General features: G+C 69.4%; 11 protein-coding genes and 1 pseudogene. 8 read left to right on the top strand and 4 right to left on the bottom strand.

Annotated features, from left to right (window positions below; translation table 11 throughout):
* Nucleotides 1-3: 3 nt before the first annotated feature.
* Nucleotides 4-1194 carry a COG3904 family protein gene (locus FXO19_RS19870; RefSeq protein WP_187775812.1) on the top strand — a complete coding sequence of 397 codons (1191 nt, stop codon included), beginning with the start codon at nt 4-6 and terminating at the stop codon, nt 1192-1194.
* On the opposite strand, the pseudogene FXO19_RS15700 reads toward FXO19_RS19870, so the two are convergent.
* A pseudogene (locus FXO19_RS15700) lies at nt 1164-3074 on the bottom strand (ABC transporter ATP-binding protein); the annotation flags it as partial. The gene FXO19_RS19870 and the pseudogene FXO19_RS15700 sit on opposite strands and share 31 nt — an antisense overlap.
* Nucleotides 3071-3646: an NADPH-dependent FMN reductase gene (locus tag FXO19_RS15695; RefSeq protein WP_149196061.1), complete on the bottom strand. Its 576-nt coding sequence runs from the start codon at nt 3644-3646 to the stop codon at nt 3071-3073. The pseudogene FXO19_RS15700 and the gene FXO19_RS15695, both read right to left, overlap by 4 nt.
* 71 nt (nt 3647-3717) lie before the next feature.
* On the opposite strand from FXO19_RS15695, the gene soxR reads away from it, so the two are divergent.
* The 7 genes from soxR (at nt 3718) to FXO19_RS15660 (ending at nt 12804) form a co-directional block, all read left to right on the top strand.
* Nucleotides 3718-4218 (top strand): redox-sensitive transcriptional activator SoxR, encoded by a 501-nt coding sequence (gene soxR, locus FXO19_RS15690; protein WP_149196060.1) that lies wholly within the window; start codon nt 3718-3720, stop codon nt 4216-4218.
* Nucleotides 4219-4420: 202 nt separating this feature from the next.
* Nucleotides 4421-5797: a YfcC family protein gene (locus FXO19_RS15685; protein WP_149196059.1), complete on the top strand. Its 1377-nt coding sequence runs from the start codon at nt 4421-4423 to the stop codon at nt 5795-5797.
* Nucleotides 5798-5893: 96 nt separating this feature from the next.
* Nucleotides 5894-7975, top strand: coding sequence for a dipeptidyl-peptidase 5 (locus FXO19_RS15680; protein ID WP_149196058.1), 2082 nt, complete (start codon nt 5894-5896; stop codon nt 7973-7975).
* A 239-nt stretch (nt 7976-8214) separates the two neighbouring features.
* Entirely contained in the window at nt 8215-9462 is a 1248-nt protein-coding gene (locus tag FXO19_RS15675; RefSeq protein ID WP_149196057.1) for a DUF819 family protein, read from the top strand.
* A gap of 346 nt (nt 9463-9808) precedes the next feature.
* Complete coding sequence (locus tag FXO19_RS15670; protein WP_223115524.1) at nt 9809-11539, top strand: carbon starvation CstA family protein; 1731 nt, start codon at nt 9809-9811, stop codon at nt 11537-11539.
* Between the two features lie 3 nt (nt 11540-11542).
* Complete coding sequence (locus tag FXO19_RS15665; RefSeq protein WP_149196056.1) at nt 11543-11818, top strand: cory-CC-star protein; 276 nt, start codon at nt 11543-11545, stop codon at nt 11816-11818.
* Nucleotides 11809-12804, top strand: coding sequence for an ArsA family ATPase (locus FXO19_RS15660; protein WP_149196055.1), 996 nt, complete (start codon nt 11809-11811; stop codon nt 12802-12804). Before FXO19_RS15665 ends, FXO19_RS15660 begins: the two co-directional genes overlap by 10 nt.
* A gap of 152 nt (nt 12805-12956) precedes the next feature.
* Here FXO19_RS15660 and FXO19_RS15655 read toward each other — a convergent pair whose 3' ends face one another.
* Together FXO19_RS15655 and FXO19_RS15650 are read right to left on the bottom strand one after the other, a co-directional pair.
* Nucleotides 12957-13964: a magnesium and cobalt transport protein CorA gene (locus FXO19_RS15655; protein WP_149196054.1), complete on the bottom strand. Its 1008-nt coding sequence runs from the start codon at nt 13962-13964 to the stop codon at nt 12957-12959.
* Nucleotides 13965-14307: 343 nt separating this feature from the next.
* A complete protein-coding gene (locus FXO19_RS15650) occupies nt 14308-16338 on the bottom strand; it encodes a glycoside hydrolase family 97 protein (RefSeq protein WP_149196053.1) in 2031 nt (676 codons plus the stop codon).
* Nucleotides 16339-16641: the final 303 nt, after the last annotated feature.

The raw sequence follows: 16641 nt of genomic DNA, 5'->3' as shown, positions 1-16641 counted from the left end.
CGCATGCCCAAGCAATCCTGGCTGACCGTGTCCTGCCTGTGCATCGCACTGGCGGCCTGCCGGCAGCAGCCGGTGCCGCCGGAGGAAACGGTGGTCATGGAGACCGAGGAGGTGGCCAGTCCCGAGGAGGGTGGCGCCGTCAGCATCGCGCCGGTCGAGCCCGGGCAAACGCCCCCTCCACCGGTCGCGCCAGCCCAACGCGAGACCGACTGGTCGTCGCTGCGGCTCGAAGCCGGCGAGGCCTCGATCAGCTGCGAACTCGACTACATGGCGCAGGGCGACGGCAAACCGCTGGTGGACCTGGACCGTGAGGCGGTGACCACGGCCCTGGCGCCGTGCGCGGAGCGCGGCGTCGCACGCCTGCGCTACAAGGGGCGCGTCACTTCCGATTTCACCGCGCTGATGGAGCGCACCACCGCGGTCGCCGACGAGCTCGGCATCGACAAGCGCGTGCTCGACATCGACTCGGCCGGCGGCCAGGTCGAGGACGCGATGGCGGTCGGCGATTTCATCGCCGAGTCGCGCTGGACGATCTGGGTGCGCGAGGGTTCGGTCTGCCACAGCGCCTGCGTGTTCGTGCTCGGCGCCGGCGACACCCGGCTGATCACTGGCAAGGTCGGCATCCACCGCATCATCCGTATGAGCTCCACCGCCACCACCCGCGTCGAACTCAACACCGAACTGCGCGCGGTCTACGACCGGGTCCGCGCCTACCTGGAGCGCAACGGCGCCGCGGTGGCCATCGCCGACCTGATGATGGCGGTGCCGAACCGCAACCTGCGCCTGCTCACCGGCGACGAACTGCAGCTGTACGGCCTGGACGGGGTGAACCCGGCCCAGGACGATCTCGACCGGCTGCGCCTGATGCGCAAGTGCGGCGAGGATTTCGTACGCCGTCGCGATTCGTTCGTGCGCGCCTTCGACAGCCGCTGCAAGGCGCCGGACACCGACCTGGAGGCGCTCAACAGCTGCGGCCTGGAGCTGCGCAAGAACTACGGGTTCCCGGACGAGACCTGTCCGGCCGAAAGTCCGCTGTCGGAATTCGATTCCGCGGCCGACCTGGTGTTCTCGCCGCTGGCGCCGCCCGCCGGCAGCGGTCGCGCCGGTGCCGGCACCTCCGGCTCGGTGGAGACGGACGGGGAAGACGACGCGGAGGCCGACGCCGAGCCGCAATCGATGAACCCGCCCGACTGACGCCGCCACAGCTGCGCATACAGGCCGCCGGCGGCGACCAGCGCGGCATGGTTGCCGTCTTCCACGATCCGGCCCTGGTCCATCACGATCAGCCGGTCCATCGCCGCGATCGTCGATAATCGGTGGGCGATGGCGATCACGGTCTTGCCTTCCATCAGCGTGGACAGGTTCTCCTGGATCGCGGCCTCGACTTCCGAATCCAGCGCCGAGGTCGCCTCGTCCAGCACCAGGATCGGCGCGTTCTTCAGCAGCACGCGGGCGATGGCGATGCGCTGGCGCTGGCCGCCCGACAGCTTCACCCCGCGCTCGCCGACGTGGGCGTCGTAGCCGCGCCGGCCCTGCGCGTCCTCCAGCTCCAGGATGAAGTCGTGCGCGCGCGCCTGCCTGGCCGCCTCGATCATTTCCGCCTCGCCGGCGTCGGGCCGGCCGTAGAGGATGTTGTCGCGCACCGAGCGATGCAGCAGCGACGTGTCCTGGGTGACCATGCCGATCTGCGCCCGCAGCGAGTCCTGCTGCACCTCGGCGACGTCGACGCCGTCGATGCGGATCGCGCCGCGCTCGCGGTCGTGGAAGCGCAGCAGCAGGTTCACCAGCGTCGACTTGCCGGCGCCGGAGCGCCCGACCACGCCGATCCGCTCGCCGGGCCGCACGTGCAGGTCCAGACCTTCGATCACGCCGCTGCCCTTGCCGTAGTGGAAGCTGACGTTCTCGAAGCGGATGTCGCCGCGCATGCGTCCGGCCGCCGGCGCGCCGGGCGCGTCGTCGACCGTCGGCGGCAGCGCGATCGAATTGATGCCGTCCTGCACGGTGCCGATGTTCTCGAACAGCGACGACAGTTCCCACATGATCCACTGCGACATGCCGAGGATGCGCAGCACGAACGCCACCGCCACCGCGATCGCGCCGGTCGTCACCGCACCGCCGTGCCACAGCCAGATGCCGACCGCGGCCACCGAGAACAGCAGCGCCATGTTGAGTGCGTAGTTCAGCGCGTGCACCGAGGTGGACAAGCGCATCTGCCGGTGCACCGTCGTCAGGAAGCCGTGCATCGCCTCGCGCGCGTACGCCTGCTCGCGCTGCGAATGCGAGAACAGCTTGACCGTGGCGATGTTGGTGTAGCTGTCGACGATGCGCCCGGTCATCACCGAGCGTGCGTCGGCCTGCTGCCGCGCCACCCGGCCCATCTTCGGCACGAAGTGCCGCATCAACGCGCCGTAGCCGAGCAGCCAGCCGATGAACGGCAGCATCAGGCGCCAGTCCGACGAGGCGGCGACGATCAGTGCGCCGGTGAGATACACCAGCACGTAGTTGCCGACGTCGAGCAGCTTGATCACCGTCTCGCGCACCGCCAGCGAGGTCTGCATCAGCTTGGTGGCGATGCGCCCGGCGAACTCGTCCTGGAAGTAGCCCATCGACTGCCGCAGCAGGTAGCGGTGCGCGTTCCAGCGGATCCGCATCGGATAGTTGCCGAGCAGGGTCTGGTGGATCACCAGCGAGTTGAGCAGCACCAGCACCGGCAGCGCCAGCAGCACCACCGCGGCCATCAGCGCCAGGCGCCCGCCCTCGGCGGTGAGGAAGGTCGCCGGCGTGTGCCCGGACAGCCGGTCGACCAGCGAGCCGACGAAGGCGTACAGCGACACCTCCGCGATCGCGATCGCCGCGGTCAGCAGCGCCATCGCCAGCAGCCATTTCCCGGCGCCGCGGGTGTAGTGGCGGCAGAACGCGTAGAGCGTGCGCGGTGGCTGCGCGGGCGGCAGCGGGGGAAAGGGATCGAGACGGGTTTCGAACCACCGCAGCAGGCGCGATCCGGGCGAGCGCGAGGCGGGAGCCGCGCGGCCGTGCAGGGTGCCGGACAGGGTCGAAGGCGCCGCGCCGTTCATGCCGCGGCCTCGCGATACGGCGTGGCTTCGCGCGCGTTGCGCAGGGCGACGGCCCACCAGTGCAGTTGCGCCAGCATCGCCTGGGCCGCCCGTTCGGTGTGCGCCGCCTCGCGCAGGCGCCCGTCGGCGTCGAAGCGCCGCCAGACCTCGGCGAAGGCGATGCCGTCGTGGATCGCCACCGCGTGCAGCGCGCCGAAGACCTGGCGCAATTGCTCCACCGCGCGCAGGCCGCCGGAGATCCCGCCGTAGCTGACGAAGGCCACCGGCTTGGCGTGCCAGTCGTCGTAGGCGGCATCGATCAGCTGCTTCAGTGGTGCCGGGTAACCGTGGTTGTACTCCGGCGTGACCACCAGGTAGGCATCGGCCGCGCGGATGCGCCGACGCAGGCGCACGGTGGCCATGTCGGGGGTGCGCGCAAGCGCCGCGGGAAGCTGCAGCGCGGCCGGGTCGAGCGTGTCCAGGGTGAAGCCGCCGTGCGCGCGGACCTGGCCCGCCGCCCAGCCGGCCACGGTGTCGCACAGGCGCGGCTCGCGGTTGCTGCCGTAGATCAGGGTGAGATGAATGGGGGGCATGGAGACCTCGGGTTGCATCGCGATAGCGTGCAGGTTAAAACCTCAACAAATATTGAGGTCAAGGGCCCGGCATGAAGACGACACGCACGAAAGGCGCAAAGGCACGCGAACTCGGCGTCGGTGAGGTGGCCGCGCGCAGCGGCGTGGCGGTCTCGGCGCTGCATTTCTACGAGAAGAAGGGCCTGATCCACAGCCTGCGCACCGCCGGCAACCAGCGCCGCTATCCTCGCGACGTGCTGCGCCGGGTGGCGGTGATCAAGGTCGCGCAACGCGCAGGCATCCCGTTGGCGGCGGTGCGCGAAGCGCTGGATACGCTGCCCGACGGCCGCACGCCCACCGCCGCCGACTGGAGCCGCCTGTCGCGGCGCTGGCACGCGGACCTCGACGACCGCATCGCCCGCCTGACCCGGCTGCGCGACCAGCTCGACGGCTGCATCGGCTGCGGTTGCCTGTCGTTGAAGGCATGCCCGCTGCGCAATCCCGAGGACACCCTGGGCGAGGAGGGCCCCGGCCCGCGCCTGCTCGAGCCTGCGGACGCGCTGGGCGACGACGGGTCCGGCGCGCGCGCGTAGGAGCGCCCCATGGGCGCGATGCCGCGGGTGTCGGAATCGCAGGACGAAAACCGGCCCGGCGCATGCTCGAACCAAAGCTCGGAGCAAAACGCCTGCAATCGGATACCCGCGGTATCGCGCCCATGGGGCGCTCCTACGGAGGCGCAGGCGGGAGATCTCCACGCCCGCCTATACTGCGGCGAATTCCACCAGGACCCCGCCGATGTCCCGATTCCTGCGCGTTCCCCACACCCTGGTGCTGCTGTTCGTGATGATGATCGTGGCGCTGGCGTCGACCTGGGTGCTGCCGCAGGGCGAGTTCGAGACGGTGGAGGACGCGAAGGGCCACGCGCTGGTGGTGCCCGGCACCTACCAGCACGTCGAGGAGCGGACGGTGCTGTCGCCGCTGGCCCTGTTCACCGTGGTGCCGCGGGCGCTGGCGGCGGCGCAGGACATCATCTTCTTCGTGCTGATCGTCGGCGGCGCGATCGCGGTGTTGCGCGCCAGCGGCCTGATCGACGCGATCCTCGGCTGGACCCTCAAGCGCGTCGGCCACAGCCCCGGCCTGCTGATCATGATCGGCATGTGCGTGTTCGCGATCGGCTCGGGCACGATCGGCGTGGCCGAGGAATACATCCCCTTCGCGGCGATGCTGATCGCGCTGTGCCTGGCCATGCGCATGGACGTGATGACCGCGATGGGGATCATGATCTGCGGCTACGGCATCGGCTACGGCGTGGCCGCGCTCAATCCGTTCACCGTCGTCGTCGCCCAGGGCGTGGCCGGGCTGGAGCCGACCTCCGGCTGGCAGTTCCGGCTGGCGCTGTTCGTGCCGTTCGTGGCTATCGGCGTGCACCACGTCTGGAGCTACGCGCGCCGGGTGCAGCGCGACCCGGACACCAGCCTGATGAAAGGCATCGAAGTCGCGCACGCGCCGCCGACCGAATATCCGCCGCTGAGCGGTCGCAAGTTGATGCTGCTGCTGGCCGCCCTGACCACGCTTGCGCTGATGGTCTGGGGCATCAGCACGCGCGGCTGGTACCTGGTGGAACTGGGCGCACTGTTTCTCGGGCTGGCGGTGTTCGTCGGCCTGGCCGGCGGCCTCGGCGTGGACGGCACCGCGCGGCGTTTCGCCGAGGGCGCCGCGGAGCTCGCCACCACCGCGCTGCTGATCGGCTTCGCGCGCTCGATCGCGCTGCTGCTCGAGGATGGCCACGTACTGCACACCATCGTCAATGCCTTGGCCGCACCGCTGACCATGGTCGGCGCCGAGATCGCCGTGGTCGGCATGCTGCTGGTGCAGACCGTGCTCAACTTGTTCATTCCGTCGGGCAGCGGGCAGGCCTTCGTCACCATGCCGATCATGGCCCCGCTCGGCGACCTGATCGGTGTCAGCCGCCAGGTCTCGGTGCTGGCGTATCAGTTCGGCGACGGCTTCTCCAACATGATCGTGCCGACCAACATCGTGCTGATGAGCATCCTCGGCATCGCCGGCATTCCCTACGACCGCTGGTTCCGCTTTGTCTGGCCGCTGATCGTCAAGCTCACCATCGCCGCGGCGATCGCGCTGGTGGTGGCGGTGCTGATCGGATACCGGTAACCCGCAAGACGACTGCTGCACTGCAGCGACGGGATTTCGGCGCCACGGGCGGGAGCTTCGGCTACCATCGGCGCCTTGCCCGATCCGGAGACTGCGATGACGCTGCGTACCGCCCTGCTGCCGTTGTGCCTGCTTGCCGCCCTGCCGTCGGTCGCGATGGCGCAGCGCGGGCTCGAGGCCCGTGACCTGGCAACCCTGCCGCGGGTCTCGTCCCCGGTGCTATCCGCCGACGGCGGCCGGCTGGTGTTCGCCGAGCGTACCGTCGACTTCGCCGAGGACAAGGCCAGCAGCGCGCTGTACCTGCGCGACCTGCGCACGCGCGACATGGCGCCGCCGAAGCGGCTGACGCCGGAAGGTTGGAACGTCAATTCGCCTGCGTTCTCGCCGGACGGCGCCACCGTCTATTTCCTGAGCGCGAAAAGCGGCAGCCAGCAGCTGTACGCGATCCCGACTGCCGGCGGCGAGCCGCGGCAGCTGACCGGTTTCGCGCTCGACGTCGGCAGCTACAAGCTGTCGCCCGACGGCACCCGCATCGCCTTCAGCGCCGAGACCTTCGCCGAGTGCGCCGATGCGTCCGAAGGCGTGTTCGCCTGCACCCAGGCGCGGCTGGACGCGCGCGAGAAGGACAAGGCCAGCGGCGTGGTGTACGAGCAGCTGTTCGTGCGCCACTGGGATACCTGGAAGGACGGCCGCCGCAGCCGGCTGTACGCGGCCGAACTGCCGGCCGCCGGCGGCGAGCCGGTCGCCGCCGCGGTGGCGCTGAGCGGATCGCTCGACGGCGACATCCCGTCCAAGCCGTTCGGCGGCGCCGAGGATTACGCATGGGCGCCGGACGGTGCGTCGGTGGTGGCCAGCGTCAAGGTGGCCGGCCGCGAGGAGCCGTGGTCGACCAACTTCGACCTGTACCGCATGAACGCCGACGGCAGCGGCGCGCCGGTCAATCTGACCAAAGCCAATCCCGCATGGGACGCCGGCCCGGTGTTCAGCGCTGACGGCGGCACGCTGTTCTACCGCGCAATGCAGCGGCCTGGCTTCGAGTCCGATCGCTTCGCGGTGATGGCGATGGACCTGGCCAGCAGCGAGACCCGCGAGATCGCCCCGGACTGGGATCGCTCGCCCAGCAGCCTGGAGGTGGGCGCGGACGGCAACGCGCTGTACGCAGCGGCGCAGGACACCGGCGAGTACCCGCTGTTCCGCATCGACATCGACAGCGGCGAGGTGACGAAGCTGGTCGGCGACGGCACGGTGTCGTCGTACGCGCTGGCCGGTGAGACGCTGATGTTCGCGCGCAACTCGATGCGCAGCGGCGACGTGCTGTACACCGCCACGCCCGACGCGCAGCACCCGCGCCAGATCACCCCGACCGCGGAGGAACGCCTGCCGGATGTCGCCTTCGGCGAATACGAGCAGTTCACCTTCCGCGGCGCCGGCAACGACACCGTGCACGGCTACGTGGTCAAGCCCTGGAACTACGAGGAGGGCGGCAAGTATCCGGTCGCGTTCCTGATCCATGGCGGCCCGCAGGGCAGCTTCGGCAACGGCTGGAGTTATCGCTGGAATCCGCAGACCTATGCCGGCCAGGGCTACGCGGTGGTGATGATCGACTTCCATGGCTCCACCGGCTATGGCCAGGACTTCACCGATTCGATCAGCGGCGACTGGGGCGGCAAGCCGCTCGAGGACCTGCAGAAGGGCTGGGCCGCCGCGCAGCGTGAGTACGCGTTCCTCGACGGCGACCGCGCCTGCGCGCTCGGCGCCAGCTATGGCGGCTACATGATCAACTGGATCGCCGGCAACTGGAACGAGCCGTGGCAGTGTCTGGTCAACCACGACGGCGTGTTCGACACCCGCTCGATGGGCTACGTGACCGAGGAGTTGTGGTTCACCGAATGGGAGAACGGCGGTCCGGTGTACGAGAACATGGCGGCCTACGAGAAGTTCAACCCGGTCCGGCACGTCGACCAGTGGCGCGTGCCGATGCTGGTGGTGCAGGGCGAGAAGGACTACCGCGTGCCCGTGGACCAGGGACTGATGGCGTTCACCGCACTGCAGCGCCGTGGCATCGAGTCGAAGCTGCTGTACTTCCCCGACGAGAATCACTGGGTGCTCAAGCCGAACAACAGCGTGCTGTGGCATGAAACGGTCAACAGCTGGCTGGAACAGCATCTTGCTCGATAGACCCGCTTCCCACTTCCTCTCCCCCGCTTGCGGAGAGAGAGGAGGAGTGGGGGGGACGACGGAGCGGGAACGCCAGCAGGGACGCACGAGAATGAGCTCGGATGACCAGCTGTCCATTCGAATGGTCCAGGTCGTGAGACAGGACCGGATCCGGCTACCCCTCACCCAGGCCCTCTCCCCGTGGGGGGCAGAGGGAGAACGAACCTTCCAATCGACGCGCCAGGGAGCAGACCGAGCCGATGCCAAATGACACCGCCGCACTGATCACCAACGACGCCGCGGTCATGGGCCTGCTGGCCCTGACGCTCGGCGTCGTGTTCTGGACCGCCTCGCGCACCACCGGCTTCTGGAAGAAGTTCTACACCTACGTGCCGGCGTTGCTGCTGTGCTACCTGCTGCCGGCGGTCTACAACAGCATCGGCCTGATCGACGGCGAGGCTTCGAACCTGTACCCGGTGGCGCGCGACTACCTGCTGCCAGCGTCGCTGGTGCTGCTGTGCCTGGCCATCGACCTGGGCGCGGTGCTGCGGCTGGGGCCGAAGGCGGTGATCATGTTCCTCACCGGCACGGCCGGGGTGATGCTCGGCGCCGTGGTGGCCTTCATGGCGATGGGCATCCTGCATCCGCCCACGGTGGCCGGCGAGACCTGGCGCGGGCTGACCACGGTGGCCGGCAGCTGGATCGGCGGCGGCGCCAACCAGGCGGCGATGAAGGAGGTGTTCGAGGTCGAGGACAACCTGTTCGGCCAGTTCGTCGCGGTCGACGTGCTGGTCGCCAACGTGTGGATGGCGGTGCTGCTGTTCCTGGCGCCGCGCGCGGCCGCCTTCGATCGCTGGACCCGGGCCGATACCACCGCGATCGACGACCTCCAGCGCCGCATCGAGACCTACCAGGCGGAGCACGCGCGCGTGCTCTCCCTGCCCGACCTGATGGCGATCCTGGCGGTGGGGCTGGGCGCGACCGGACTGGCGCATTTCCTCGCCGACCCGCTGGTGGCCTGGATCGCGAGCCTGCCGGCCTCCTGGCGCCTGGAGGACTACAGCCTGACTTCCGGTTTCTTCTGGATCGTGGTCTTCGCGACCACCGTGGGTCTGGCGCTCAGTTTCACCCGCGCGCGCGCGCTCGAGGGCGCGGGGGCATCGAAGATCGGCTCGGCAATGCTCTACGTGCTGGTGGCCACCATCGGCATGCACATGGACTTGGGGGCGCTGCTGGACCGTCCTGGACTGTTCGCCCTGGGGCTGCTCTGGATTTCGGTACACGCCGGTCTGCTGCTGCTGGTCGCCAAGCTGATCCGCGCGCCGCTGTTCTTCCTCGCGGTGGGCTCGCAGGCCAACATCGGCGGCGCCGCGTCGGCGCCGGTGGTGGCGGCGGCGTTCCACCCGGCGCTGGCGCCGGTCGGCGTGCTGCTGGCGGTGCTGGGTTACGCGCTCGGAACCTATTGCGCCTACCTGACCGGCTTGCTGTTGCGGTTGCTTGGCACCTGACCCGGAGCAGTCGTCCCTACCTTCGTAGGAGCGCGCCATGCGCGCGATGCCGCGGGCATGGGCGCCGCCCGTGAATTCCGGCGACCCGCGCGCCTGCCGGGCAGGGATCGCGGCATCCACCGGATCCCGCCGGCATCCGCGGCATCGCGCGCATGGCGCGCTCCTACGGGGGAGCCCGGCAACGCGATGTGTGTTTCGCAGGCGCGCACCACGCCCGCGAAACCAGGGTGCAAACGAATGAATGCGGCCTCACCCACGCAGCGGCCCCGCATCGGCCGGTACGACTTTAGTCGTAATCCGCCGGCCCGGCGCCGCCGAATCCTTCCATTCCCGGGCCGGAGCTTTCATGCTGCCGAATGCCGGCGCCGAGCCGGACGCTACCGGAGATGCCTGGATGAATGCGATCGTATTGCTGCTCGTCGGCCTCGGCGTGATGGCGCTCGGCTACTTCTTCTATTCGAAGTTCATCGCCGAGAAGATCTACCGGCTGGAGGCGGATTTCCGCACCCCGGCCCATACCCTGCGCGACGGCGTCGACTACGTGCCGACCAACCGCTTCGTGCTGTGGGGCCACCACTTCACCTCGGTGGCGGGCGCGGCGCCGATCGTCGGTCCGGCGATCGCGGTGATCTGGGGTTGGGGACCGGCGTTCCTGTGGGTGGTGTTCGGCACCGTGTTCTTCGCCGGCGTGCACGACTTCGGCGCGCTCTGGGCCAGCGTGCGCAACAAGGGCAAGTCGATGGGCATGCTCAGCGGCAGCTACATCGGCCGCCGCGGACGGAACCTGTTCCTGGTGGTGATCTTCCTGCTGCTGCTGATGGTCAACGCCGCGTTCGCTGTGGTGATCTCGAACCTGCTGGTGTCCACGCCGACCGCGGTGATCCCGGTCTGGGGCGCGATCCTGGTGGCGCTGGTGATCGGGCAGCTGATCTACCGGGTCAAGATGGGGCTGCTGTGGCCGTCGATCGGCGGCGTGGTGGTGCTCTACGCGCTGATCCTGTTCGGCAGCCAGTATCCGATCGCGCTGCCGGAAACGGTGCTCGGCATGAGCGCGAAGTCGTTCTGGATCGTGCTGCTGTTCCTGTACGCCGGCATCGCCTCGCTGCTGCCGGTGTGGGTGCTGCTGCAGCCGCGCGACTACATCAACGGCCTGCAGCTGTTCATCGGCCTGGGCATCCTGTACGCGGCGGTATTGATCGCCTCGCCGACGATCGTGGCGCCGGCGTTCAACGACGCGGTGCCGGCGGGCACGCCGAGCATCGTGCCGCTGCTGTTCGTCACCATCGCCTGCGGCGCGGTGTCCGGGTTCCACGGCATGGTCGCCTCCGGTACCACCTCCAAGCAGCTGGACAAGGAGACCGACGCACGCTTCGTCGGCTACTTCGGCGCGGTCGGCGAGGGCATGCTGTCGCTGGCGGCGATCATCTGCTGCACCGCCGGTTTCGCCACCCTGGTCGACTGGCAGGCGGTCTACAGCAGCTTCGGCGGCGGCAACGTCACCGCCTTCGTCAACGGCGGCGAGGCGCTGCTGACGTCCGGCCTCGGGCTGCCGGAGAATCTCGGCGCGACCATGCTGGCGACCATGGCGATCCTGTTCGCCGCCACCACCATGGACACCGGCCTGCGCCTGCAGCGCTTCGTGGTGCAGGAGGCGGCGGAGCTGGCCGGCGTCAAGGTGGGCACGCTGCTCGGCACCGTGGTGGCGCTGGCGGTGTGCATGGCGCTGGCGTTCGGCGCCGGCGCCGACGGCAGCGGCGGCATGGTGATCTGGCCGCTGTTCGGCACCACCAACCAGCTGCTGGCGGCGCTGACGCTGGCGATCGTCTCGGTGATCCTGATCAAGAAGGGCCGCAACCCGATCTTCACCATGGTGCCGCTTGCGTTCCTGCTGGTCATGTCGCTGTACGCGCTGATCGTGCAGCTGGGTACGTTCTACGACGACGGCAACTGGCTGCTGCTGGGGATGGACATCGTGATCCTGATCGCGGCGCTATGGGTGGCGCTGGAGGCGGTGATCGCGATGGCCAGGGGCCGCGATCCGGATGCTGCCGAGGCCGTCGAGGCCGGGGAAGGCTGAGCCATGTCGCCGGGCGGGGACAAGGCCTCCGCGCTGGCCCGGCTCGCGGCGGGCCTGCGCGAGTTCTACGTCGCACCGTACCGGCGCACGTTCGCGCGGGCGCAGCGCGACGAGGACGACCTGTTCATGCTGATGGTATTCGCCGAGTCGCTGGGCGTGCCCAATCCGGCGACCTGGTACACGCTCGAGCTGATGCCGGTGATGTACGAGCGCTTCCACGACTGGCACCGGCGCATGGGCATGGAGCGCTCGCCGCTGGATCACGTCGGGTGCTGCTGAACCTGGCGGCATCGCGCCGCGTGCTGTTCTTCGGCGGCAAGGGTGGCGTGGGCAAGACCACGATGGCGTCGGCCGTGGCCCTGGCGCAGGCGCGTGCCGGCCGGCGCGTGCTGCTGGTCTCGACCGATCCGGCGCACAACCTCGGCCACCTGTGGCAGCGCGCGATCGGCCCGGCGCCGGTGCGCGTCGCCGCGGACTTGGACGCGCTCGAGATCGATCCCGAGGCCACCGTGCGCGCGCACCTGGACGAAGTCGGACAGGCCCTGCGCCAGCTGATGCCGCCGCACCTGTCCGGCGAGGTCGACAAGCACCTGGCGCTGTCGCGCGAGGCGCCGGGCATGCACGAGGCGGCGCTGCTCGAGCGCATCGCCGAACTCGTCGAGCAGGCGCCGCGCGACTACGACCTGCTGGTGTTCGACACCGCGCCGTCCGGGCATACCGCGCGGCTGATGGCGTTGCCGGAGATGATGTCGGCCTGGACCGAGGGCCTGCTGCGGCGGCAGGAACGCAGCGAACGCTTCGGCGCCGCGCTGCGCAACCTCGGCAGCGACGACGGCATCGCCTCGCGCGCGCTGGGCGGCGAGCGCGTCGATACGGCGCAGGACCGCGACCAGAGCATCCGCCAGGTGCTGCACCGTCGCCGGCACCGGTTCGAGCACCTGCGTGCCGTGCTCGCGGACGACGCGCACACCGCATTCGTCATCGTGCTGGCGGCCGAGCGCCTGCCGGTGCTGGAGACCATCGAGCTGCATGCGCAGCTGCGGCGGGCCGGCGTCCAGGTCGGCGGTCTGGTCGTCAACAAGCGTGCGCCGGCGGACGCCGGCGATTTCCTCGCCGGCCGGCGGATGCAGGAGGAGGCGCATCTGCATGGCCTGCGCGAGGCGCTGCCGGACCTGCCGCTGCAGCAGCTGCCGCTGCTGGCGGAGGACGTGGTCGGCGCGTCGGCGCTGGAGGCCTTCGCGGAACGGCTGAAAGCCGGGGAATGATCCGCGTAGGAGCGCGCCATGCGCGCGATGCCGCGGGTGCCGACAGGATCCGGTGGATACCGCGATTCTGGACCGGCAGACGCGCCGGCCGCCGGAATTCGCGGGCGGTGAAATGCCCGCGGCATCGCGCGCATGGCGCGCTCCTACGGCCCTCAGAGCCAGCGCGCGCGCTTGAACAGCCGGTAGAGGGCGCCGCAGGTCACGGCGACGACGCCGATCAGCACCGGATAGGCGTAGCGCTCGTCCAGTTCCGGCATGCCATGGAAGTTCATGCCGTACCAGCTGGCGATCAAAGTCGGCGCCGCCAGCAACGCCGCCCAGGCGCCGAGCTTCTTCACCGTCTCGCCCTGCGCCAGGGTGACCAGCGACAAGTTGACGCTGAGCGCGGTGCCGAGCATGTCGCGCAGGGCGTCGATCGAGTCGTTCACGCGCACCGCGTGGTCGAGCACGTCGCGGAAGTACAGCCGCACCTCCTCGTCGGGAATCAGCGGGCTGGAGGTGCGCACCAGCTGCGAGAGCACGTCCTGCAGCGGCGCCACCGACATGCGCATGTAGGTCAGTTCGCGCTTGAGGTCGTACAGGCGCACGATCGTCTCGCGTCGGTAGGTGTCGGAGAAGACGTCCTTCTCCAGCAGCAGCAGCGTGTCCCTGAACTGCTGCGCGATCGGCAGGTAGTTGTCGACGATGTAGTCGAGCACCGCGTACAGGCCGTACGAGGCGCCCAGCGCCAGCAGTTCCGGCTCGCGCTCCACTCGCTCCCGCGTCGGCGCGTACGACAGCGAGGCGCCGTGGCGCACGGTGATCAGGAAGCGTGGGCCGAGGAAGGCGTGGGTCTCGCCGTAGACGATGTGCTCGTCGACCACCTGCGCGGTGTTGACCGCGATGAACAGCGAATTGCCGTAGGCCTCGATCTTCGGCCGCTGGTGCGCCTTGTGCGCGTCCTCGATCGCCAGGTCGTGCAGGCCGAATTCCTCCTGCAGCTTGTCCAGCACGGTGTCTTCGGGCTCGTACAGGCCGAGCCAGACGAAGCCGCCGTCGTCGTTCGCCAGGGCATCGCTGATGGCGTCGAGGTCGAGAGGGTGTCGCCGACCACGGCCGTCGTAGCGGATGCAGTTGATCACGCAGTCGGGCAGCGAAGCAGGGCGTTCGTTCTCGGCCATCGCCGCATCCTGCGTCAGCGGGCCGGCCGGGGCAAGATGTGTAGCGCTGTTGGAGTGGGGTTCTGACGCAGGTTATTGACGATCCCTTCTCCCGCTTGCGGGAGAAGGTGCCCGAAGCGCCTGCCCCCGAGCGCTTTGGTCGGGGGGGGGGGCGGATGAGGGCGCTTTTGATCTCTCGCCAAGAGCGCCCTCACCCCAACCCCGCTCCGCGCCCCAGCCCGCTCCAGCCCGCTCCAGCGGAGCGTGCGCTCGTCCGCACGCGCGCCAATGGCGCGCAAGCTGCGCGGCCTCGCCCCGCAAGCGGGGAGAGGGGGCGTTCTTGCGAAGGCGCAGCGCCGCCTCCTCAGTCCGCGACGAAACGGATCGCCTGGCCGCCACCCGGTGCCAGCCGCAGTGTCAGCGTGTCGTTGGCGCCGACCTCGCGCTCCTCGATCTCGAGATCGGTCTGGTTGTGCTGCCAGCCGGCGTCCGGGCCGTCGCGGTAGATCTGCGCGGTGTAGCGACGGCCGGCGTCGAGGAACGACAGCGGCACCTGCAGCTCGCGCGCCTCGCCATCGGTGACCGCGCCCAGGTACCAGTCGTCGCCGCCGCGCTCGCGGCGGGCGATGGTGACGAATTCGCCGATCTCGCCGTTGAGCACGCGGCTGTCTTCCCAATCCACCGCGACATCCTTGATGAACTGGAACGCGTCCATCCGCGCGGCGTAGTGTTCCGGCAGGTCGACCGCCATCTGCAGCGGACTGTAGATCACCACGTACAGCGCCAGCTGCTTGGCCAGGGTGGTGGCGATCTTCTCGCCCGACTTGGTGTTCATCACGAACACGCCGGGGGTGAAGTCGAACGGCCCGTCGAGCATGCGGGTGAACACCAGCGTCGCCTCGTGCTCCGGCGGATTGCCCGGCAGGCCCCAGGCGTTGTACTCCATGCCGCGCGCGCCTTCGCGGGTCATCCAGTTGGGGTAGGTGCGGCGCAGGCCGCTGTCCTTGATCGGCTCGTGCGGATTGAGGCCGATGCGGCGCTTCGCCGCCTCGGTGATCACCTTGATGTGATGGCGCGACATCGCCTGGCCCTCGTGCCAGGCCTGGTGCAGGGTGCCGTCTTCGCCGAGCACCTTGATCTGGCCGCCGTCGGCGACGTAGCCGGTCTTGATCGCGCCGATGCCGAGCCGCTGGTACAGATCGAGCGCATCGTCCAGCTGCGACTCGTAGTGCGCGGCATGTCCGGAGGTTTCGTGGTGGCCGATCAGGCGCACGCCCTTGGCCTGCGCATGCGCGGCCACGCGCTCCAGGTCGAAATCGGGATAGGGCTCGGTGAAGCTGAAGGCCTCGCCGTTGGCGAACCAGTCGCCGTCCCAGCCGACGTTCCAGCCCTCGATCAGCACGCCGCCGATGCCGTGCTCGGCGGCGAAGTCGATGAAGCGCAGCGCGTGCTCGGTGGTGGCGCCGTGCCTGGGGCCGGAGGCCCAGGTCTTGGTGTCCAGGTGCATCTCCCACCAGATGCCGAGGTACTTCATCGGCCTGACCCAGGACACATCGCCGAGGGCGTTGGGCGCGTTGAGGTTCAACACCAGGTCCGATTCGGCCAGCCCACCAGCGTCCTCGCTGACCAGCACCACCCGCCACGGCGTGGCGAACGGCGCCGTGCGCGCCACCTTCGCGACGCCGGTGCCCGGGAACAGCACCGCGCGCAGGCGCCGGTCCTGCACCCGCATCAGGTTCATCGCCGAGTAGTCGAGCAATGCCGCCTCGTGGAAGGCCAGGTGCAGGCCGTCGTCGGTGCGCAGCGTCAGTGGCGTCTGCGCGTAGCCAACCTCGGTGAGCGGGGTGCGCTGGTAGATGTACTCCTTGCGGTTCCACTCCAGTGCCGGGATCCACCACGCCGTGGCGGGATCGGCGACCACGAACTCGGTCAGCTCGTCGGCGATGTTGACCTGCCGCAGGGCGTCCTGATCGGGAAAGTCGTAGCGGAAGCCGACACCGTCGTCGAACACGCGGAACACCACGTCGAAGCGGCGCCCGGCGCCGGCACGTTCGGCGAAGGTCACGCGCAGTTCGTTGTGGCGGTCGCGCACGAAGCGGCGCTCGCCCCAAGGCTGCTCCCAGGTCTCGTCATGCGCGCGTATTTCCTGCGCCACCAGTTGCAGGTTGCGCTCCAGCTTGGGAGCGTCGGTGAGCAGGATGCCCAGGCGCGAGGGCGCGATCACCGGCTTGCCGTGGCGCGACACGCTGTAGCTGGCGCGACCTTCCGGGTCGGTGGTCACTTCGACCTGCAGCGTGGCGTCGGGCGAGGCGATGCGCGCGACCGGGGGCGGATCCTGGGCGAAGGCGGCGAACGGCAACAGCACGGCGAGACAGGCGGACAGTTGGCGGATCATCGAGTGGCTCCTGCGGGCATGGCAGTCATGAGCGCGGCCCGGGTACTCCAGGACGTCCGCCCGATTCTTGCATGCGTGATGCGAACACGCCGTTGCATACGTATGCGACGGCATGCCCTGCACGCACCGCTTCGCCTTGCGTGCGGCCGACCGCCGAAGCCACTCGACTTCGCCACGGCTGACTCGTAGGAGCGCGCCATGCGCGCGATGCCGCGGGCATGCTGCCGCCGTGCGATTTCGTCCACCGACGCACCTTCCGGCCTACGCCAGGACCGCGGATGCCGGAGACCGGAAACGCCCGCG

The organism is Luteimonas suaedae (genome assembly GCF_008312895.1).
In the GTDB taxonomy this organism is placed as follows: Bacteria; Pseudomonadota; Gammaproteobacteria; order Xanthomonadales; family Xanthomonadaceae; genus Luteimonas; species Luteimonas suaedae.
The sequence above is the reverse complement of the archived record's forward strand: the minus strand, read 5'-3'. Positions and strand labels throughout refer to the sequence as shown.